Annotated in this window: 15 protein-coding genes and 2 pseudogenes; 7 read left to right on the forward strand and 10 right to left on the reverse strand. The window is 54.9% G+C overall.

The window, feature by feature from the left end:
- From sapD to sapA, 4 genes are read right to left on the reverse strand one after another with little or no spacing between them, the layout of a single operon-like run.
- Nucleotides 1-993, reverse strand: a complete 993-nt coding sequence (sapD, locus tag AOY23_RS07280; RefSeq protein ID WP_054178472.1) for a putrescine export ABC transporter ATP-binding protein SapD — start codon at nucleotides 991-993, stop codon at nucleotides 1-3.
- Nucleotides 993-1,883, reverse strand: coding sequence for a putrescine export ABC transporter permease SapC (sapC, locus tag AOY23_RS07285; protein ID WP_054178471.1), 891 nt, complete (start codon nucleotides 1,881-1,883; stop codon nucleotides 993-995). Before sapC ends, sapD begins: the two co-directional genes overlap by 1 nt.
- Entirely contained in the window at nucleotides 1,870-2,835 is a 966-nt protein-coding gene (gene sapB, locus AOY23_RS07290) for a putrescine export ABC transporter permease SapB (RefSeq protein ID WP_054178470.1), read from the reverse strand. The genes sapC and sapB overlap by 14 nt, the downstream gene beginning before the upstream one ends.
- Nucleotides 2,832-4,487, reverse strand: a complete 1,656-nt coding sequence (sapA, locus tag AOY23_RS07295; protein WP_054178469.1) for an ABC transporter substrate-binding protein SapA — start codon at nucleotides 4,485-4,487, stop codon at nucleotides 2,832-2,834. The genes sapB and sapA overlap by 4 nt, the downstream gene beginning before the upstream one ends.
- A gap of 192 nt (nucleotides 4,488-4,679) precedes the next feature.
- Here sapA and AOY23_RS07300 point away from each other — a divergent pair, with 192 nt between their 5' ends.
- Complete coding sequence (locus tag AOY23_RS07300) at nucleotides 4,680-6,077, forward strand: DUF1996 domain-containing protein (protein ID WP_054178468.1); 1,398 nt, start codon at nucleotides 4,680-4,682, stop codon at nucleotides 6,075-6,077.
- A gap of 20 nt (nucleotides 6,078-6,097) precedes the next feature.
- Here the strand turns inward: AOY23_RS07300 and pspF are convergent, their stop codons facing one another.
- A complete protein-coding gene (gene pspF / locus AOY23_RS07305; protein WP_161804015.1) occupies nucleotides 6,098-7,078 on the reverse strand; it encodes a phage shock protein operon transcriptional activator in 981 nt (326 codons plus the stop codon).
- A gap of 152 nt (nucleotides 7,079-7,230) precedes the next feature.
- Between pspF and pspA the strand changes: the two genes are divergently transcribed.
- From pspA to AOY23_RS07335, 6 genes are all read left to right on the forward strand, one after another.
- A complete protein-coding gene (gene pspA / locus AOY23_RS07310; RefSeq protein WP_054178467.1) occupies nucleotides 7,231-7,899 on the forward strand; it encodes a phage shock protein PspA in 669 nt (222 codons plus the stop codon).
- Between the two features lie 64 nt (nucleotides 7,900-7,963).
- The gene (gene pspB / locus AOY23_RS07315; protein ID WP_054178466.1) at nucleotides 7,964-8,188 is read left to right on the forward strand and encodes an envelope stress response membrane protein PspB; all 225 of its coding nucleotides are present in this window, start codon (nucleotides 7,964-7,966) and stop codon (nucleotides 8,186-8,188) included.
- Entirely contained in the window at nucleotides 8,188-8,547 is a 360-nt protein-coding gene (pspC, locus tag AOY23_RS07320; protein ID WP_054178465.1) for an envelope stress response membrane protein PspC, read from the forward strand. The genes pspB and pspC overlap by 1 nt, the downstream gene beginning before the upstream one ends.
- 17 nt (nucleotides 8,548-8,564) lie before the next feature.
- The gene (pspD, locus tag AOY23_RS07325) at nucleotides 8,565-8,780 is read left to right on the forward strand and encodes a phage shock protein PspD (RefSeq protein ID WP_054178464.1); all 216 of its coding nucleotides are present in this window, start codon (nucleotides 8,565-8,567) and stop codon (nucleotides 8,778-8,780) included.
- A 107-nt stretch (nucleotides 8,781-8,887) separates the two neighbouring features.
- The gene (locus AOY23_RS07330; RefSeq protein WP_054178463.1) at nucleotides 8,888-10,285 is read left to right on the forward strand and encodes a YcjX family GTP-binding protein; all 1,398 of its coding nucleotides are present in this window, start codon (nucleotides 8,888-8,890) and stop codon (nucleotides 10,283-10,285) included.
- Nucleotides 10,282-11,331, forward strand: a complete 1,050-nt coding sequence (locus AOY23_RS07335; protein WP_054178462.1) for a YcjF family protein — start codon at nucleotides 10,282-10,284, stop codon at nucleotides 11,329-11,331. The genes AOY23_RS07330 and AOY23_RS07335 overlap by 4 nt, the downstream gene beginning before the upstream one ends.
- 11 nt (nucleotides 11,332-11,342) lie before the next feature.
- On the opposite strand, the pseudogene AOY23_RS23200 reads toward AOY23_RS07335, so the two are convergent.
- The 5 genes and pseudogenes from AOY23_RS23200 to AOY23_RS07350 all read right to left on the reverse strand — a co-directional run.
- Nucleotides 11,343-11,435, reverse strand: a pseudogene (locus AOY23_RS23200) (hypothetical protein); the annotation flags it as partial.
- A gap of 589 nt (nucleotides 11,436-12,024) precedes the next feature.
- Nucleotides 12,025-12,915: pseudogene (locus AOY23_RS21630) on the reverse strand (RHS repeat-associated core domain-containing protein); the annotation flags it as partial.
- A 110-nt stretch (nucleotides 12,916-13,025) separates the two neighbouring features.
- Nucleotides 13,026-13,421: a hypothetical protein gene (locus AOY23_RS22520; protein WP_152958469.1), complete on the reverse strand. Its 396-nt coding sequence runs from the start codon at nucleotides 13,419-13,421 to the stop codon at nucleotides 13,026-13,028.
- Nucleotides 13,422-13,423: 2 nt separating this feature from the next.
- Nucleotides 13,424-17,458, reverse strand: a complete 4,035-nt coding sequence (locus tag AOY23_RS07345; RefSeq protein ID WP_200906056.1) for an RHS repeat-associated core domain-containing protein — start codon at nucleotides 17,456-17,458, stop codon at nucleotides 13,424-13,426.
- 68 nt (nucleotides 17,459-17,526) lie between these two features.
- Nucleotides 17,527-19,644, reverse strand: a complete 2,118-nt coding sequence (locus AOY23_RS07350; protein ID WP_054181222.1) for a type VI secretion system Vgr family protein — start codon at nucleotides 19,642-19,644, stop codon at nucleotides 17,527-17,529.
- Nucleotides 19,645-19,775: the final 131 nt, after the last annotated feature.

Consider the following 19,775-nt stretch of genomic DNA (forward strand, 5'->3'; position numbering starts at 1 on the left):
TCACTCTCTCTCCATGTTCAGCGGGAAATGACAGGCGTACAGATGGTTTTTCGCCCCCGTCAGTCGCGGCGTCTCGATGCATTTGCGCTGGGCGTACGGGCAGCGCGGCCCCAGACGACAGCCCATCGGCAACTGTTCCAGCAGCGGGATCGCCCCCGGCAGCGTGTTCAGACGGCTCTTGTGCGGCATTGCGCTGCCGAAATCCGGGATCGCACGGATGAGCGCCTGCGTATACGGATGATGCGGCGTGGTGATCAGCTCTTCGCTCGGCGCGCTTTCCACCGTTTGCCCGCAGTACAGCACGTTCACTTTATCCGCCCACTGGCTGAGCATTTGCAGGTCATGGCTGATCAGCAAAATAGTGGTGTTGTTGTTCTGATTAAGACGCGTCAGCAGGCGGAAAATCTGCGCCTGGGTCGTCGGCTCCATCGCGTTGGTCGGTTCATCGGCAATCAGCAACCGCGGCTGATTGGCGAGCGCAATGGCGATCATCACTTTCTGACATTCACCATCGGTCAGTTCATACGGAAAACTGCGCATCGCGTCTTTGTGATCTTTAATCCCCACGCGGTGCAGCAGCTCAATGGCACGGCGTTTACGCCAGCCGACGCGTTGCCACCAGCGGCCTTTAAAGGTCCAGGCGGGAATGTTCTGCATCAGCTGACGGCCAATTTTCGCGGAAGGATCGAGACAGCTTTGCGGCTCCTGAAAAATCATCGAGACGTTGTGACCGACCAGCTTGCGGCGTTCTCGACTGGAGAGACGCAGCAGATCGATATCGTCAAAACGCATACGGTCCGCCGTCACCCGCCAGTTATCTTTGGTGACACCGCAGATGGCTTTGGCGATCAGGCTTTTCCCCGAACCGGATTCACCCACCAGCCCGCGAATTTCACCTTCCGCCAGCGTCATGCTGACGCGGTCGACGGCTTTTACCCAGTCGTCGCCGGTTTTAAATTCAATGGTCAGATTGCGGATATCGAGTAACGGCATTATTCCACCCCCGCAATAATGGCGCGGCGGATCCCTTCGCCAAGCAGGTTAATCAGCAGCACACTCAGCATGATAGCGCCGCCCGGCAGCATCACGGTCCACGGCGCTACGTAGATTAACTCCAGCGCATCGCCGAGCATCGCGCCCCATTCCGGGGAGGGCAGTTGCGCGCCCAGATCGAGAAAACCGAGCGCGGCGATATCCAGAATCGCCATCGACAGTGCGCGGGTGATTTCCGTCACCAGCCCGGAGGCGATATTCGGCAGCACCGCAAACCAGAGAATATTCAGTGTTGACGCGCCATCGAGTCGCGCCGCCACCACGTACTCTTTTTCCAGTTCGTCGTGCACCATGCTGTAGACCGAGCGCACCATGCGCGGCAGCAGCGCCAGCCAGACGGCAAACATCGCGTGGATCAGATGCGGACCGGCAAACGCCACCACGATAATCGCCAGCAACAGTGAGGGAATTGACAGCAACGTATCGAGGATGTGGTTCATCACCGCCGAGCGCAGACCGTGCGTCGCACCGGCGATAACACCAAACAACAAGCCAAACAGCGTGGCGGCGAGGGTGACGACAAAAGCGCCGCCGACTGTTGGCGCCGCGCCGCTGAGAAGGCGGCTTAACACATCACGGCCTAAATCATCGGTACCGAGGAAGAACGACACCTCGCCATAGCGCGACCACGATGGCGGCATCAGTTGATAACCAAGAAACTGTTGATCGATACCATAGGGTGCGAACCAGCCGCCAAACACGCAGAGCAGTACCAGACCGGCGCAGCCGTACAAACCCACCATCGCGCTGGTATCGCCATAGAATTTCCGCCACACGGTGCGCAGCGCGCCAGGCGGGCGCTTTTCTAAATAGACGCTATCGGAGGGCATACCATTCCTTATGTTTCAGCGGGTTAGCCATCGCACCCAGAATATCGGAAATCACGTTGATAATGATGACCAGCGAACCAATCACCATTACCCCGGCGGAGATCGCCGCGTAATCCTGCTGGCGGATCGCGTTGATCAGCCAGCGGCCCAGCCCCGGCCAGCTAAAAACCATTTCGGTGATCATCGCCAGCGTCAGCATGGTGGAAAACTGTAAACCGAGACGCGGGATCACCGGCGGCAGCGCATTGTGCAGCACGTGACGGCGAAGAATGGTCAGCCGAGAAACCCCGCGCGTGGCGGCCGCTTTGACGTAATTGCTGTCGTAGACGTCGATGGTGCTGATGCGCATCAGGCGGATCACTTCCGTCGTCGGCGCGACCGCCAGCGTCAGCACCGGCAACACCATATGCCGCAGGGCGCTGACGATCATCTCATCGCGCCACGGCGAATCAGAAAGCCAGGCGTCGATCAGCGCAAAACCCGTGACGTTTTTCACTTCATACAGCAGATCAAACCGCCCGGAAACCGGGAACCAGCCCAGCGTCAGCGAGAAGAAGAGGGTGAGCAGCAGCGCCAGCCAGAAGACGGGAATGGAAAAGCCGAGCAGCGCCGCGGCGCTGATGAATTTGTCCTGCCACTTGCTGCGCATAATGCCCGCCAGCATGCCGACGGGGATCCCCACGATCAGGGCAAAACCGAAGGCCAGAATGCACAACTCCATGGTCGCCGGGAACACCTCTTTTAACTGCTCGGAGATCAGTTGCCCGTTGATGCTGGAAACGCCAAAATCCCAGTGCAGCACGCCGGTGAACCAGAACAGCCAGGCGTTCCAGAATGACGCGCCCTGCAGCGGCGCATGCGGTGTGAAATAGCTCAGGCTGAAGCCGAGAAAGGTCAGGAAAAAGAGCGTCACCAGCAGCAACAGCAAACGACGCAGGGTAAAGATAATCATGGCTTTTTCACCTCGCTAACTTTTTCCCTCGAGACCCCGGCGAACGAGGCGTTACCAAACGGGCTCAGCACCAGCCCTTTGATATCGTAACGGTACGCCTGCAAACGCAGTGACGACGCCAGCGGCAGTACCGGCAACTCTTTCGCCAGGATCTGCTGCGCTTCGTCATAGGCGTCAATACGTGACGCCAGTTGTTGCGACGTCAGCGCTTTGCGCAGAACATCGTCAAAGTCGTTATTGCACCAGTGGGCGAAATTGGTCTGCGAACTGATAGCCGCGCAACTCAGCAGTGGCCGGAAGAAGCTATCCGGATCGTTACTGTCCGTCGCCCATCCGGCGAGCGTAAGATCATGCGTCATGTCCATCAACCGCGCTTCCTGGAAGCGTCCCTCGACCGGCACAATCACCACGTTAACGCCCACTTGCGCCATATCCGCCTGAATCAGTTCGGCGGTTTTTAACGGGCTGGGGTTCCACGCCTGCGAACTGGTCGGTACCCACAGATGCAGCGTCAGGTTTTCCTGCCCCAGCGCTTTCAACTGCGCGCGCGCTTTTTCCGGATTGTATTCGGTAATTTTAGCTTCATTGTCGTAGGCCCACGACGCGCGCGGCAGAATAGAGGCCGCTGTTTCGGCGGTACCGTAATAGATCGACTGCATCAGCCGCTGGTTGTTTATAGCAAGCGCCAGCGCGTGGCGCACCGCCGGGTTATTCAGCGGCGGCTTATTGGTGTTAAACGCCAGATAGGCGATGTTCATGCCGGGGCGCAGCGTCAGACGTAAACGAGGATCGTCACGCAGGATCGTCAACTGACTGGCGGCAGGCCAGGCCAGTACGTCACATTCACCGGTCAGCAGCCGCGACAAACGACCGGTTCCTCCGGCGCCAAGATCAACAACCACCTGCGGCATTAGCGGTTCGCCGCGCCAGAATTTTTCATGACGCAGCAGACGGATGTACTGCCCGGAACGGTATTCGCCGAGCCGGAACGGGCCGGTGCCGACGGGCTGGCGGTCCAGTAGCTCCTGCCGGTCTTCTTTGGTGAGCTTCGCGGCATATTCTGCTGACATGACCGAGGCGTAGTGCGTCGCCAGGTGCCACAGGAACGAAGCGTCCGGGCGTTTTAAGCGAAACTCAACGGTGCGGTTATCCAGCTTGCGGACGCTGTCAACGCTGTCGGCAAACTGCAGACTGTCGAAATAAGGGAAGCTCCCGCCGTTGACGTAGTGCCACGGATGGTTGCGATTGAAAATACGCTGAAAGGTAAAGACCACATCGTCGGCATTAAGGGCGCGCGTCGGAGTAAACCAGTCGGTGCTCTGAAACTGTACGTTGCCGCGCAGACGGAAACGGTACGTCGCGCCGTTGTCGAGTACTTCCCAGCTTTCCGCCAGCTCCGGCACCAGCCGGTAGGTATAAGGGTCAACATCCAGCAGGCGATCGTAAAGCTGGGCGGCCAGCGTATCGACGATCAGGCCGCTGCCCGCTTTTTGCGGATTGAAGGTATTGACCTGTCCGCTGACGCAGTAAACAAAACCGCTGTCACGAATGTCGGCGTGCCCCGGAGCCGGGGCGGGAGGTTCGGCGGCGGCAAAAACCTGACCGCTCAGCAATCCGGCCGCTGCCAGCAGGGATGACAATTTTAGTCGCATAATTTCTTTGCAGTTTAGGCTGATCTGCAAAGTGTATCGCACTTAAGGCTACCAGGTACAAATGTCTGCGTACAACTGGCGTAAAAGTCGGCAACACAGTGAGGTTTTATGAGAGTTGATGAGGCAATGTGATTCGGCATTTTATCCGCATGAGGGGTTTACTGTGGCGAATGTTAACCCTGAGACGAAACCATGAAATCTTCAACGCTGTTCACTCTGCTGGTCCTTGTCACCGGCAACCTGCTGGCCTTTAATGCTCACGCCGGGCAGTCGGATGTTACCTGCAGTTATCACCATACGCTGGGGGATGACTCCATTATGATGCCCGGAAAGCCAAATCAGGCGATGCTGCATGACTTTTTCGGTAATACCCACACCGATGCCTTTTCTACTTACGCATCATTGCGTTCGCAACCGGAAACGACCTGCAACAACAAAGCGGATGGCTCTGCTTACTGGGTTCCCTCAATGCGCCTGCCCGACGGTGAGAAAGTCAGGCCGTCGTATCAGAAAACCTATTATCAATCGACAAACGACGCGGCAAACCCGATGACCCCTTTTCCGGCAGGGCTGGCACTGCTGGCGGGTGATCATCATGGCAGTGCGCCGAGCCATCACATCACCTTTCTGTGCGCCAACGGGAAAGGCTACAGCAACAAAGCCGGGGAAGTGTGCGGCCTGCGCAGCAAAGGCGATGCGGTGCAGTTCAATGTCGGAATTCAGTTTCCTGACTGCTGGGATGGCATTCACCTGATGCCCGGTCATGGTCAGCCCAACGCGGCCTACAGTAGTCAGGGTGTCTGTCCGGCAGGTTTTCCGTTGAAAATGCCAACGGTTAATCTGAATGTGGTGTGGGTATTACCGCAAATCACCCACCTCGATACCGCGAAAATCCAATTCTCTATGGATCCGGTGATGGAAGGCAATCAGCGTATTGAACAATGGGGCGGCGTCTATACCGCGCATGCTGATTTCCTGAATGGCTGGACGGAGGATGGCGCACGTTTTATGACCGCGCTGTGCATGAACAATGGCATGGACTGCAACCATATGGTGCCCTGGGGCTATCGGACGGCCAGTGAAGATACCTATGTCAGCAGCGCAGAACCCGATCGCAATTTTGGTCAGTCACCGGATCTGTATACCCGCCAGAACAAAACCAACGGCGACCAGATGCTGACGCTGATGAAGTTCCCCATTCCACCGCTGCCAGCGGGGTTAACGGAAGCGCAGAAAGCGGCATTTAAGTACCAGATCCGCATCTACGGGACCCGCGTGGAGAGGGGTGAGGATATGATCTATTTCTCGCCAGTTGTCAGCAACAACTGGCAGGAGAATGACGTCACATGGAACAACCGACCGGCGATGGCGGCGGGCGGTAAAACCGGCTTATACATCGGTAATACCCGGGAGTATCGCTATGTTAACGTTGATAAAGAGGTCAAAAAAGCGCTCGCGGACGGTAAAACAGAGATCGCCTGGTATCTGGGCGGTGACAACTACGACAAGTCCTATCGTTTTAACAGCAGCGAAACCAAAGAAAATCTGGTGTTGATGTTAACCAGTTATCAGGACGTTAAGGAGAACTGATCACCAGAATCACCGCCGCTTTATAGCTGATGTTTCTTCAGCAACGCCCGCAGCTGATGATAAGTAAGACCCAGCAATTCTGCGGCTTTTTTCTGGTTGAATCGCGCCTGCCTGAGGCTCTGCTCAAGCAGCGATTTTTCCTGCTGTTGTTGAAATTCGCGCAGATCGAGCGGCAGCGTCAGCGCATTTTCCACCGGCGCGGCGGGTGCGGTCTGGCGGCGGAACGGATCGATAATAATTTCATCGAGCGGCGTTTCGCTGGAGCCGTGGCGATAAACAGAACGTTCCACCACGTTTTTAAGCTCACGAATATTGCCCGGCCAGCGATAGTTCAGGAGGGTTTCGCGCGCATGTTCGGTGAAGCCGGGGAAGAGCGGTAATTTCAGTTCACGGCACATCTGAATGGCGAAGTGATCCGCCATCAGCATGATATCGCTCTGGCGCTCGCGCAGTGGCGGCAGTTGTACGACGTCGAATGCCAGCCGGTCGAGCAGGTCAGCACGGAAATGCCCCTGTTCCACCATTTCCGGCAGATCGGCGTTGGTTGCACACACCAGCCGGACGTTAACCTGCAATGGCTGGCTGCCGCCCACGCGCTCCAGTTCGCCATATTCAATCACCCGCAGCAGTTTTTCCTGCACCAGCATTGGCGCGGTGGCGAGTTCATCAAGAAACAACGTGCCGCCATCCGCCCGTTCAAAACGGCCCGGATGACGTTTCTGTGCACCGGTAAACGCCCCGGCTTCATGGCCGAACAGCTCGGAGTCGAGTAAGTTTTCGTTCAGCGCCGCGCAGTTCAGGGAGATAAACGGTCCCTGCCAGCGCCCGGAGAGAAAGTGCAAGCGGTTAGCGATAAGCTCTTTCCCGGTACCGCGTTCGCCGATGATCAGTACTGGTTTATCGAGTGGCGCCAGCCGGGAGACCTGTTCGAGGACTTCAATAAAGCGGTTCGCTTCGCCGAGCAGATTGTCTTTGTATTCAGCCATGATGAAATTAACCACTTGTTAGTGTGATTCACCAGGCTACTGTAATTCCTCGCTGGGTAAATATCAATCAGTTCATTGAAAATCAATAAGATAAAAAACTGGCACGCGAATTGTATTACTCAGGCAGCAGGGCCATGCCCGATAACAGAACTGTGAGGATTGTAATTATGGGTATTTTTTCTCGTTTTGCCGACATCGTGAACGCCAACATCAATTCGCTACTGGAGAAAGCGGAAGATCCGCAGAAGCTGGTGCGTCTGATGATTCAGGAAATGGAAGATACACTGGTGGAAGTGCGTTCGACCTCTGCCCGTGCGCTGGCGGAAAAGAAACAACTGACCCGTCGCGTTGAGCTGGCGATTGCCCAGCAGACCGAATGGCAGGAAAAAGCCGAACTGGCGTTGCGTAAAGAGAAAGAAGATCTGGCGCGTTCCGCCCTGATCGAGAAGCAGAAGCTGACCGAACTGATCGGCTCGCTGGAGCATGAAATTACGCTGGTTGATGAAACGTTGACCCGCATGAAAAAAGAGATTGCTGAGCTGGAGAACAAACTCAGCGAAACCCGCTCACGCCAGCAGGCGCTGATGCTGCGTCACCAGGCGGCCAGCTCGTCTCGCGACGTACGTCGTCAACTGGACAGCGGCAAGCTGGATGAAGCGATGGCCCGTTTCGAATCCTTTGAACGTCGTATCGATCATATGGAAGCGGAAGCCGAGAGCCACAGCTTTGGCAAACAGAAAACGCTCGACCAGCAGTTTGCCGAACTGAAAGCAGATGATGAAATCAGCGTGCAACTGGCTGAACTGAAAGCCAAAATGAAACAGAACGATCAATAATAAAAACACCATTTGCCGGATGGCACCGGGTCAGGTGCCATCGCATCATCTGTAAGGAGTACATATGAGCACGCTTTTTCTTGCTATCCCGTTGACCCTGTTTGTGCTGTTTGTCCTGCCCGTGTGGCTGTGGCTGCATTACAGCAACCGCTCAAAAAACGGCGGCCTGGCGCAAAGTGAACAGCAACGGTTGTTGCAACTGACGGACGAAGCGAAACGCATGCGCGAGCGTATTCAGGCGCTGGAAGCGATTCTTGACGCCGAACACCCGAACTGGAGAGAAAAATAATGGCTGGACTGGATCTGAACAAAAAGCTGTGGCGCATTCCGCAGCAGGGCATGGTGAAGGGCGTGTGCGCCGGGGTTGCGCAATACCTGGACGTCCCGGTCAAACTGATCCGGCTTATCACAGTACTGGCGATGCTTTTTGGTCTGTTTTTCTTTGTGATCGTCGCCTACATCATTCTGACCTTCGCGCTCGACCCGATGCCGGACGACGCGTTATATGGCGAAAAACAGCCGTCCAGTGGTGATCTGCTGAACGCGGTGGATGAAGAACTGGCCGCAGGCGAACAACGTTTGCGCGAAATGGAACGCTATGTGACTTCCGATACGTTCACGTTACGTAGCCGCTTCCGCCAGCTCTGACAAACAGGAGGCGAGCAATGAATAAATGGCAACAGGCAGGGCAGAAAGTGAAACCCGGCATCAAAATCGCCGGGAAGCTGGTACTGCTGACCGCGCTGCGCTATGGCCCAGGCGGTCTGGCGGGCTGGGCGGTGAAATCGGTCGCCCGTCGCCCGGTGAAACTGCTGCTGGCGTTTGCGCTGGAGCCGTTATTGAGTCGGCTGGCTCGCCGTCTGTCACGCGCTGTCCGCTAGCGCGTGACGCGAAAACCGTCCTTTTTTGACGTTTTACCTCTTCTTCGACCCTGCCTGTGTAATATCATTTACGTCACATTCTCTCTTCAGGGCATAACAGGAAGGCTATGAAGCGACTGAAAAATGAACTTAATGCCCTGGTCAATCGCGGTGTGGATCGCCATCTGCGCCTTGCGGTGACCGGGTTAAGCCGTAGCGGGAAAACGGCGTTTATCACCGCGATGGTGAATCAGTTGATGAACATTCACAGCGGCGCACGGTTACCGCTGCTCAGCGCTGTTCGTGAAGAGCGGCTACTCGGTGTGAAGCGCGTGCCACAGCGGGATTTCGGCATTCCGCGCTTCACTTATGACGAAGGCATCGCGCAGTTGTACGGCACGCCGCCGACCTGGCCGACGCCAACACGCGGCGTCAGTGAAATCCGCCTCGCGCTGCGCTATCGCTCAAATGATTCGCTGATGCGTCACTTCAAAGATACCTCCACGCTGTATCTCGAAATTGTCGATTACCCGGGCGAATGGCTGCTCGATTTACCGATGCTGGCGCAGGATTACCTGAGCTGGTCGCGGCAGATGGTCGGGTTGTTGCAAGGGCAGCGCAGCGAGTGGTCCGCGCGCTGGCGACAGCTTTGCGAAGGGTTAGATCCGCTGGCACCTGCGGATGAAAACCGCCTCGCGGCGATTGCCGACGCGTGGACGGAATATCTGCACACCTGCAAACAGCAGGGCATGCATTTTATTCAGCCGGGGCGGTTTGTGCTGCCTGGCGATATGGCAGGCGCGCCTGCGTTGCAGTTTTTCCCGTGGCCGGATGTGGATGCGACCGGTGAGGCAAAACTCGCCCAGGCGGGGAAACACACCAACGCCGGAATGCTGCGCGAGCGGTTTAACTACTACTGCGACAAAGTGGTGAAGGGGTTTTACCGCGACTACTTCCTGCGTTTCGACCGGCAGATTGTGCTGGTGGATTGCCTGCAACCGCTTAACAGCGGACCGCAGGCGTTCAACGACATGCGGCTGGCGCTGACGCAACTGATGCAAAGCTTCCATTACGGCCAGCGCACGCTGTTCCGCCGCCTGTTTTCACCGGTGATCGATAAACTGCTGTTTGCGGCGACCAAAGCCGATCACGTTACCGTCGATCAACATGCCAGTATGGTTTCGCTGTTGCAGCAACTGATTCAGGATGCGTGGCAGAACGCCGCGTTTGAAGGGATCAGCATGGACTGCCTCGGGCTGGCGGCAATTCAGGCCACGCAGAACGGGCTGATTGAGGTGAATGGCGAAAAAATTCCGGCGTTACGCGGTCATCGATTAAGCGACGGAGAGCCGCTGACGGTCTATCCCGGTGAAGTCCCGGCGCGCTTACCGGGACAGGCGTTCTGGGAAAAGCAGGGCTTTCAGTTTGAAGCGTTTCGTCCGCAGGTGATGGACGTCGATAAGCCATTGCCGCACATTCGCCTTGATGCCGCGCTGGAGTTTTTAATTGGAGATAAATTGCGATGAGCGAACCGTTAAAACCGCGGATTGACTTCGCCGGTCCGCTGGATGTGGAAAAAGAAGAATTACTGAAAACGGCGCAGACATTTGCGGCCGGAGAAGCAGAAAAATTTACCCCGGCGCTGGCGGAAGAGATAGTACCGGAAGACGGCCCCGCCGAAGCGGTGGTCGAGGCGGCATTGCGCCCGAAACGCAGCCTCTGGCGGCGCATGGTAACGGCCGGGCTGGCGCTGTTCGGTGTCAGCGTGGTGGCGCAGGGCGTGCAGTGGACAGTCAACGCCTGGCAAACGCAGGACTGGGTATCGCTCGGCGGCTGTGCGGCCGGAGCGTTGATCATCGGCGCTGGCGTGGGGTCGGTTGCAACGGAATGGCGTCGCCTGTGGCGGTTACGCCAGCGTGCGCAGGAGCGTGACGAAGCCCGTGATCTGATGCAAAGCCACGGTACCGGAAAAGGGCGCGCGTTTTGTGAAAAACTGGCGCAACAGGCGGGGATCGATCACGCGCATCCGGCGCTGCAACGCTGGTATGCCGCCATCCATGAAACGCAAAGCGACCGTGAAGTGGTGAGCCTGTATGCGCACCTGGTACAACCGGTGCTGGACGCGCAGGCGCGCCGGGAGATCAGTCGCTCAGCGGCGGAATCCACGCTGATGATTGCCGTCAGCCCGCTGGCGCTGGTGGATATGGCGTTTATCGCCTGGCGCAACCTGCGGCTGATTAACCGCATTGCCACGCTGTATGGCATTGAACTCGGCTACTACAGCCGCCTGCGCCTGTTTCGTCTTGTGCTGCTGAATATCGCCTTTGCGGGTGCCAGTGAACTGGTGCGCGAAATCGGCATGGACTGGATGTCACAGGATCTTGCCGCTCGCCTCTCGGCACGCGCGGCGCAGGGGATTGGCGCCGGGCTGCTCACCGCGCGTTTAGGGATTAAAGCGATGGAGCTTTGCCGTCCATTGCCGTGGATCGATAACGATAAACCCCGTCTCGGCGATTTCCGCCGCGAGCTGATTGGTCAACTCAAAGAGACCATTAATAAACGCCCGTCGTAAGGCGGCGTTGGGCCCTTGCGCTTGTACTGCCAGCGTTCGGCCTCTTCATCGTTTACAGTGCGGTGCGTCAGGCGGTCGGATTTATCGTAATGCCAGAGCGTGACCCGGCTTTGATGTCGCCCACTGTGATCTGGTACGCTACACCCTCCGTCAGGGCGCTAACCACGCCCATCATCCCTGCCGTGGGTTGTACAAACGGTTCCGGTAATAATACAGCCTTCTTTTTTCATCACATAGGTGTCTTGGTAGGCAGGTAAACTGTTTAAAAATTTTCATTTCGAACGTAAGAATTTTCTTGCCATTTGAGTAGTCCCTCCTCCTATTCCACCCAAAACAGCACCGGTTAGAACACCTTCCAAAAGTAAAATATATTCATTTTGATTTACCCCTGAAACTAAATAAGTAAACATAACACCTAAAGCTACAGTCAATGAGGAATGAATGATAGAGTTTTTATGTATTAAAAAACCTGAAAGGCACCCACATAAAAACATTATAGAGTAGGCTGTTGCGTTGAAAAAAAATAATCAACCAGTTATTTTGATAGATATCTCTAAATATATACCACAGTATGAGTTTAAGAGAGTTTCTTGCAAATGCACAAGTATTTATGCAAATAATATATGAAAGCACCACTGATACTCTTGGTGGAAGCTCTTGGAATTTTTTTATATTTTTATCCATTTAATTTTGTTACCTTTGACCACATAATTTCTCACCTAACTTCTGAGTCGCTTCAGAAGCTTTAAAACACTGATAACCACTCTTTGAACCACATGTTATTGCCTGCGAATGAGCATCAATAAGATCTTTTACATTGTCTGTAATAGTTTCTGTAGCTGATGCTATGTCTGACGGATCTTCTCCAGAGTCTGGAATTCCTCTCCCCGCCTCAACTTCATTAATAGGAAACCAACCGGTTTGAAAAGTCCGAGCATTAACAGATTTAGTGTTACCAAACTGATCTTCACATATCGCATTTACATTTATATAACTATTACCAAATCTCTTTCCTCTATTTTCATCCCATCGTGAAAATTTCCATTCAGATAGAGATTTCGGAAGTGAATTCTCATATTGAGTTACAGAACGATTATAGGCATCTTTCATGCCAGGTTGACCGTTCAAGGAATTTAATCCACTTAATCCCAGCGGATCAACGTTCGTCAGAGGATTGAGCGGATAAGCATATGGATTCCACCCACCACGTAACCCAATCGGATCCTGAGTAATATACCGTCCCTGCTCCGGGTCATAGTATCGATGACGGTTATAATACAGCCCCGTCTCTTTATCATACTGCTGTCCCGGCAACCGGATAAGTTGTTGCAGATTGCCGGGGTTATGCTCACGCATCATATTCCCCCACTCATCAAATTCTGCGCTCCACGCAATCTCCCCATGAGCGTCAATCAGCGCCAGTGGCAGGCTACGATAGTTACGGTAATACAGGTGAATTTTCCGTTACGGACTATATTCCTGTTCCATCTGGTTTTTCATCTGATCCTATACCAACCTGCATTGCGCAAGCCACTATTTACTCTCTTCGCTCTTCGTTTCCGCATGCAGTTGGCTCTTTCGTCTGCCGTTTCTGTATAGGATCCCAGATTATCTACATCGGCAGTGTTAAAACCCCATTAAATCTTTCATTCTTTGCATCTTCGAAGGAGAAATAATTTGTTACAGATATTATTTTATTTAGATATCAAAAATTTCAAAGCATAACTCGAAATAAAACCAATGAAAATGATGAAAAAACTCAATATAAAGAAAATCATTGATAACCATATACTTCCAACAATTCCTGGGAAATCAGTTGGTTGAAGGAAATAATTAACAAATGAATTGTACATGAAAATAACGATAGATATTATAATGGCATATGCTAAACATAACCACCATGCGCTAAAATCCATACACCACGACACACTTAAGCCACAAAGGAAAAGCCCTCCCCATGGTACCCATGAGATAATATGATAAGGGATATCCATTCGTGCATATACATATATCGGGATATGTTTTTCTATAAATAACAAAAACAAAAAACAAAATACCCATGCTAATCCTGTGGCAAAATGTTTTAACATGCTTACTTCTCTCCCAAATTTGGTTCAAAAATGGGCTCCCGGCGATAATTAGGCTCTCCGGGTTGTGGCCCTGGATTTATCGGGAAGTTTGGCCATGACGTTTTCGGAATAGATGTTCCACATGATTTCATCGCTTGTTCTGCACAGTGACAACAATTAAATTCAGTAAAGTGATAGTTCTCTCCTTTACAATTCTTCATTGCTTCCCTAATGCACTCATCTAGTGATGGACTTTGAGGCTCAGTACAAATCGTACCCTCCTTATTTGGAGCAGGATCTGCATGAGTACCCTTATTATCAAAGCTTGATGTTGTACCATCTATAAATTTTATATAACAATGCCTTGCATATGGAACAGGGATTGGATCGAACTTTCTATGGCACATCTGATACAAACCTAAAGGATCTATTTCTGTAATCGGATTTAACGGATACTTATAAGAATTCCACCCACCACGTAACCCAATCGGATCCTGAGTAATATACCGTCCCTGCTCCGGGTCATAGTATCGATGACGGTTATAATACAGCCCCGTCTCTTTATCATACTGCTGTCCCGGCAACCGGATAAGTTGTTGCAGATTGCCGGGGTTATCCTCACGCAACATATTCCCCCACTCATCAAATTCTGCGCTCCAGACTATCTCCCCGTTAGCGTTAATCAGCGCCAGCGGCAGGCCTCGGTGGTCGCAGTGATACAGGTGGATTTTCCGTTGCGGACTGTACTCTGGCTCTATCTGGTTTTTCATCTGCTCCGGCGTCAGCCCGCACTGCGTCAGCCATTGCCGGCTTTGCCCGCTGACCTGGTTCGCCTTCAGTTCCCGCTCCAGATTATCCAGCATTGCCACCAGTTCCGGTACAAACACCATTCCCGCCTCCTGCTGGTGTTTTTCCGCCAGCGTGCGGCGGCGGGCTTTCGTCAGCTCTCCGGTTGCGGTTTCAATGCGGATTAATGGTGTAAAACTGCCCGGCAGATACACCGTCTGGATACGGACGGTGTCTGTCTGCATGGTGGTCAGCCGGTCGCCATCCCAGCCGTACCATACGGTTTCCTTCAGTTCCGGCTTTGTACACGAACCATCGTCACAGACCGTACATTCCCATATCCGCTTACCCGTGCGGCGGCCCGTCGGGTCATAGATATACCGGCTTTCCGTCAGCAGACTGCCGTGCTGCAACTGACGGTAATGCGTCAGCCGGTGCTGGTTATCATAGCCATAATGATGAGAAAGGCTGCCACGCGGACGGGGGCGACGCTCACCCTTTTCAGTGAGTCTGCCGTGTTCATCGTAATGGTAGACATTATCCACATCCTGACCGGTACGGTTATTCCGGAAGTTATCCGGCAGCATCGGGTATTCATCCCGCTCCGCTATCCGGTTGCCCGCCGGGTCGGTCAGGGTCCACTGCGTCAGGTCATGATGCGCTGATTTAATATGCGTACTGCGCAGCCGACCGGCGGGACCGTACTGATAATCACGCTGTTCATTCAGCCCGCTGATGCGGACAAGATGCCCGTCAGCGCTCCAGATGTAGTCACGGTTAAGCCGGGGAATGTTCAGGTGGTGGCTCTGTAACATGCCGCCCGGCGTGTATGCCGTGGTCAGTTCGTAATTACCAAAGCTGCGTTGCGTCTCGCGGTGCAGGCGGTCACGGGTAAAGTCGAGAAGTGGTTCATCACCAAGTTTCATGCCAGCCAGATAACCGCTGCCATACGTCAGCCATTCCAGCGGGGGCAGGTTATCCGGTGTGATGCGGTTCAGTAGTGCGCTGTCGTTGTAATCGTACCGGGTGTCATGCTGCCACACCAGTTCACCCGTGTCCGGGTGATGCACCCTCTGGCGTTCGTGGACAGTACGGCCCTGGTCGTCGTGCCCGTACTGCACAGTGACGCGGTGCCCGTCACTGACGTGGCTGATTTCAGCCAGCCAGCCGCGCTCACTGTAACGCCACTGCTCCGCCGGTTCATCATTCACCGTGCGGTGCGTCAGTCGGTCTGCTGCGTCATAGTGCCAGCAGGTAATGAGGCTGTCATCTTCACTGCGGATGAGCAGCCCGGTGGCGCTGTAGCCGTAACGCTGCGTCCTGCCGTCAAAACCGGTTTCCTGCGTCAGCCTGTCCAGTACATCATAAGTGAACGTTGTGTGGCTGTTGTTTTCATTCGTGAGCTGCGTGACCCGGCCTGCAGCGTCGTATTGCATCCGCCGCGTCAGCCCGTCCTGTGTGCTGCTGAGGATGTGGCCCCGGGCGTCATGCGTGTTTTCGCGGCGACTACCGTCAGGGAGTGTGGTCGCTGTCAGATCGCCAGACACGTTGTATTCATAGTGAGTTTCGCGTTCCTGTGCATCTTTTACACAGGTCAGACGGCCCCGGCTGTCATACGTAAGGAACTGACTGACACCTTCTTCCCGGTGCACTGCCGTCAGTTGCCCGAAGCGGTCGTATTCATAGCGGGTTTCATAACCGGAGCAGTCGGTAAAGGTGAGTAACTGACCGTAGCGACTCCAGGTCATATGCTTCCGGCTGCCGGTGGCATCTTCGGTGGAAGAAGGATATTCGCTGCGCGGATTATCATAAAAATAACGGGTCGTACTGCCGTTGCGCAGGGTTTCAGCCGTCAGTCTGCCGTGGTCATCATATTCCTGCCGGCTCTGCAGCCCGTCAGGGTGGACCGTGCTGGTCAGCTGGCGCCGGGCGTTATAGCAAAACTCCGTCAGCCTGCCATCCGGTGTGACGAGCGCCGTCAGTTGACCTGAGGCGGGGCTGTGCCGGTATTCGGTTTTCCGGCCCGCCGCATCCGTCTGCGCCAGCAGTCTGCCGGCGATGTCAGTGTCGTTGCGGGTGATGCTGCCGTCGGCATGCTCCTTTTTCACCACCCGTTTCATCCCGCCGTCGCCGTCGGTGTGCAGTACCTCCCGGCGGCCCAGACTGTCGGTGACAGTGACGCGATTGTGTTCATAAACATAGGAATAACTTAAGCCTTCCGGATTATGCTGCGCCGTCACGCGCCCGGCAACGTCATACCGGTAGCTGGTTTCCGGCCTGCCCGCATAGCGGTGTGCCACCATCCGTCCCGGATACTGCATGTCATAGGTCAGGTCGTGAACTGAAGTACCGCTGCGGTCATACACCCTCGCCAGTTCACCCCGGGATGAATATTCATAACGCACCAGGGGAACGGCGGGCAGGTTATCCGGGTATTCCGGGTCGCGGGACAGCCACACTTCGGCGAGGCGAACGCCACTGTCTGCGCCATAACCCGTGGCGGGGGGCGCGTCCTGACAGGCGGTCAGCACCAGCCGGAAATGGCGGCCTGCACCGTCTGTCACGGCGGTAATGTTTCCGGAGAATGCGCCGGATGCGGCGCGCTGGAAAGTCATTGTCCGCCCGAAACTGTCCGCCAGACCGGTCAGCACCCGGTACGGCGGCAACGGGGCGGGCAGCGCTTCCTCCGGCCCGGCAATGCGCTCAGACCAGCCCAGGATCCACCAGGGACCCTGAAGGCTGTTGGTTGCAAGATAAATATGCGGGCTGATGCGAATATCCTGCGGCAGTGTCTGCCAGAGTGTGCTCAGCGGGTTACTGTCGTGCAGTGCCGGGACGCCACCCCGCGCCAGCCAGAAGGACTCGCTGTGGCTGAAGGCCGTTTCCCCCGGAAACAACGGATGAAAATGAATACTGCGCCCGCCATTGTCGTTGAGTATCAGTTCCGCATCATGTATCTGCAGGCAAATATCAAAGGGCGCCTTCCAGCCGGGGCCGAACACACCCACCGGGGCAGGTGTTCTGGTCTGGTAGCTGCTGTAGGTACGCGAGAGTACAAACGGCAGCGGGCCGGGCAGGGCAATATCGGTTTCGCCGGGCAGTACCTTTGCGCCCAGCAGCGGATTGACCGGGTTGCCGGAGGTCATGCCGCCCGGACAGACCGAACAGGCCACGCCGGTCGGTGCGCCAATCATCACCCCCGCCGAGCCCTGGATTATTGGGCCACCTGTCATGGTGCCGTCACCCTGACGTGCTGCCGGTTTTCCGATCATGTTCCAGTCCTTCTGTTTTGCTGAATGTAATGCTTATTTTTTATTTATCGTTTTGTACTGTCGCGGGCTCAGTACTGCCGCATATCCGGCGACGAACTGCCGTTTTCTTGCGGCGCTTTCGGTGGGTCTTCTGCAATACCGCAGTTCCAGTTGATCATCAGAGCGTCGCCGCTGATGGTCTGCATACCCTGGAGGTTAATCGCAGTACCGTTAAGAAATATTTTGCCGTCCTGCGTCAGCACCAGCCGGGCCTGCCCGCAACGCAACTCCAGATGTTCCCCGGCGGAATAGACGGCCACCTTCCCGGTACTCTCGGTTTTGCTTTTACCCACCGTAAAGGTGACATTCTCCCCGACGCTGACGTTATAACCCTTACCGACCAGCAACGACTTCTGTATCCCCACTTGAGAGGACTGTGTCAGCGCCACCGAGGTATTCATCACACCGCCTACCGTGGTCTGGTACGCCACACCCACCGTCAGTGCACGGACCACCCCCACCGTTTCTGCCTGGTTCAGGCCGACAGTAATACTCTGGTTCTGCCCCACGGTCTCTTTCTGGTTCTGCACCACCGTCTGCACCTGGTTCTGCTGCACGGTAATAACCTGGTTGCCGCCAATGGTTTCGGTATGGTTCACTTTCACATCGGTGGTGCGGTCATTCAGCACTTCGGTATCCATATTCTTCTGCGCATGGATATAAACCTGCTCCTGGCCGGTGGCGTCCTCAAAACTCAGCTCATTAAACCCATCCCCTTTATAGGTTTTGGAACGAATGGTCATCTTCGTTTTTGTGCCCGGCAGGTCTCCGGGAGAGCGGTTATCTTCATGGTAGGTGCGGCCCATAATGATGGGCTGGTCAGGGTCACCATTGAGAAAATCCACAATGACCTCCTGACCCACGCGGGGAATGGCCAGGTTGCCAAAACCGGCCCCGGCCCAGGCCTGGGAGACACGGATCCAGCAGGAACTGTCTTCCGTGCCGCCGTGATAACGGTCCCACAGGAATTTCACCCGTATCCGTCCGTGCTCGTCACAGAAAATCTCTTCCCCTGCCGGCCCGGTGACCACCGCACTCTGCGGACCATCCACTTTCGGTTTTGGATGGGGTCTGGCACGCCAGGTGCGTTCTGCGGGGATGACAGTGAAATGGTTGGTGAGTGAGGTTCCGGCGCCCTGATTTCCGTGTTGAGCCTGAGGTTGTATGCCTGTCAGGGAACTGCTCACCACCTGCCATTCCCGGTTGAGACTGACAGACGGATGTCCGGAAAGGGTGAAGCGGGTTCCCGGCCACAGTCCGGGTGAATTACTGACACCGGTGGCCGTTTCGGCACCGCTGCGCCAGCCTTCCATTCTGTAACGGGTGAAATTCTCTCCGTGCTGCTCATCCTTGAAGCGGCCGGGATAATCAAAAATCTCGTACTGTGCCCGCTGGCCGTTCAGGTTGTCGGCTTCATGGTCATAAATACCCGGCCAGTCGGGAACCTTGAAGGTGTAGTCCTGGCTCTGCACAGAAGAGGGACTGACGGTGGCTTCATAGCGGAACACGCTGATGCATTCTGTTGAAACGTCCGTTGTGGTGTTCGGGTTAAAGGCGACGGGGTCAGTCAGGCATCTGAGTCCGGCGACGTTATCGCACAGCGTCAGTTTTTGTTCCGGTGTATCCGGGGCAGATTTGTCAAAAAAGAAGATACCTTCCTCAGCCCAGAGACGGGTCAGGAACGCGAGGTCTGATTCACCGTACTGTACACAGAATTCACGGGGCGGATGGTCATCGTTAAACCCGTCAGTCCAGTCAGTGACACCGTTTTCCCTGAGGAGGATGTCGGAGACAGCCAGGATATCCTGTTGCTGGAATATGCGGAAATTCTGCCGCAGGCTGCAGCGCCAGAGGGGAGGGCGAATGACGAAGCGGTACAGCATCTGCCAGCCATTATTCTCTTTTGTGCCGAAGGTGGCGATGACACCGCTGATATGGCGCAGCACCTGCTGCCCCTGCCAGACCGTAAGGGTGGCGTTTTTTTCGAGTAATGTTTCTGCGGTCTGCCTGAAGGAATCACTGGCGACGTCGACATCAAGGACAAACGGAAGTGAATAGTCCTGTTTTAAGCCGAAGCTGATGACAGCGAAAGTATCCGGCTCCTGGCCATCCACTTCGAGAGTGAAGCGCAATCCCTGCTGTGGCATGTGTTTGTCCCTGTCTTATTTATGAGCGTGATGAATAACGAGAAATTATAAAATAAACATATAAAACAATGCGTTACGTCGCTGCGATGTTTGCATGAGCCCGGGTGGATGAATGTGATCTGTGTCACAGG

It is taken from the genome of Trabulsiella odontotermitis (genome assembly GCF_001297775.1).
GTDB lineage: Bacteria > Pseudomonadota > Gammaproteobacteria > Enterobacterales > Enterobacteriaceae > Trabulsiella > Trabulsiella odontotermitis.

Coding starts and splice junctions, on each gene's coding strand:
- sapB (WP_054178470.1), bottom strand. CDS start 2,835: ATGATTATCTTTACCCTGCGTCGTTTGCTGTTGCTGCTGGTGACGCTC.
- pspA (WP_054178467.1), top strand. CDS start 7,231: ATGGGTATTTTTTCTCGTTTTGCCGACATCGTGAACGCCAACATCAAT.
- AOY23_RS07330 (WP_054178463.1), top strand. CDS start 8,888: ATGAAGCGACTGAAAAATGAACTTAATGCCCTGGTCAATCGCGGTGTG.
- pspD (WP_054178464.1), top strand. CDS start 8,565: ATGAATAAATGGCAACAGGCAGGGCAGAAAGTGAAACCCGGCATCAAA.
- AOY23_RS07350 (WP_054181222.1), bottom strand. CDS start 19,644: ATGCCACAGCAGGGATTGCGCTTCACTCTCGAAGTGGATGGCCAGGAG.
- sapC (WP_054178471.1), bottom strand. CDS start 1,883: ATGCCCTCCGATAGCGTCTATTTAGAAAAGCGCCCGCCTGGCGCGCTG.
- AOY23_RS07335 (WP_054178462.1), top strand. CDS start 10,282: ATGAGCGAACCGTTAAAACCGCGGATTGACTTCGCCGGTCCGCTGGAT.
- pspC (WP_054178465.1), top strand. CDS start 8,188: ATGGCTGGACTGGATCTGAACAAAAAGCTGTGGCGCATTCCGCAGCAG.
- AOY23_RS07345 (WP_200906056.1), bottom strand. CDS start 17,458: ATGATCGGAAAACCGGCAGCACGTCAGGGTGACGGCACCATGACAGGT.
- sapD (WP_054178472.1), bottom strand. CDS start 993: ATGCCGTTACTCGATATCCGCAATCTGACCATTGAATTTAAAACCGGC.
- AOY23_RS22520 (WP_152958469.1), bottom strand. CDS start 13,421: ATGTTAAAACATTTTGCCACAGGATTAGCATGGGTATTTTGTTTTTTG.
- AOY23_RS07300 (WP_054178468.1), top strand. CDS start 4,680: ATGAAATCTTCAACGCTGTTCACTCTGCTGGTCCTTGTCACCGGCAAC.
- sapA (WP_054178469.1), bottom strand. CDS start 4,487: ATGCGACTAAAATTGTCATCCCTGCTGGCAGCGGCCGGATTGCTGAGC.
- pspB (WP_054178466.1), top strand. CDS start 7,964: ATGAGCACGCTTTTTCTTGCTATCCCGTTGACCCTGTTTGTGCTGTTT.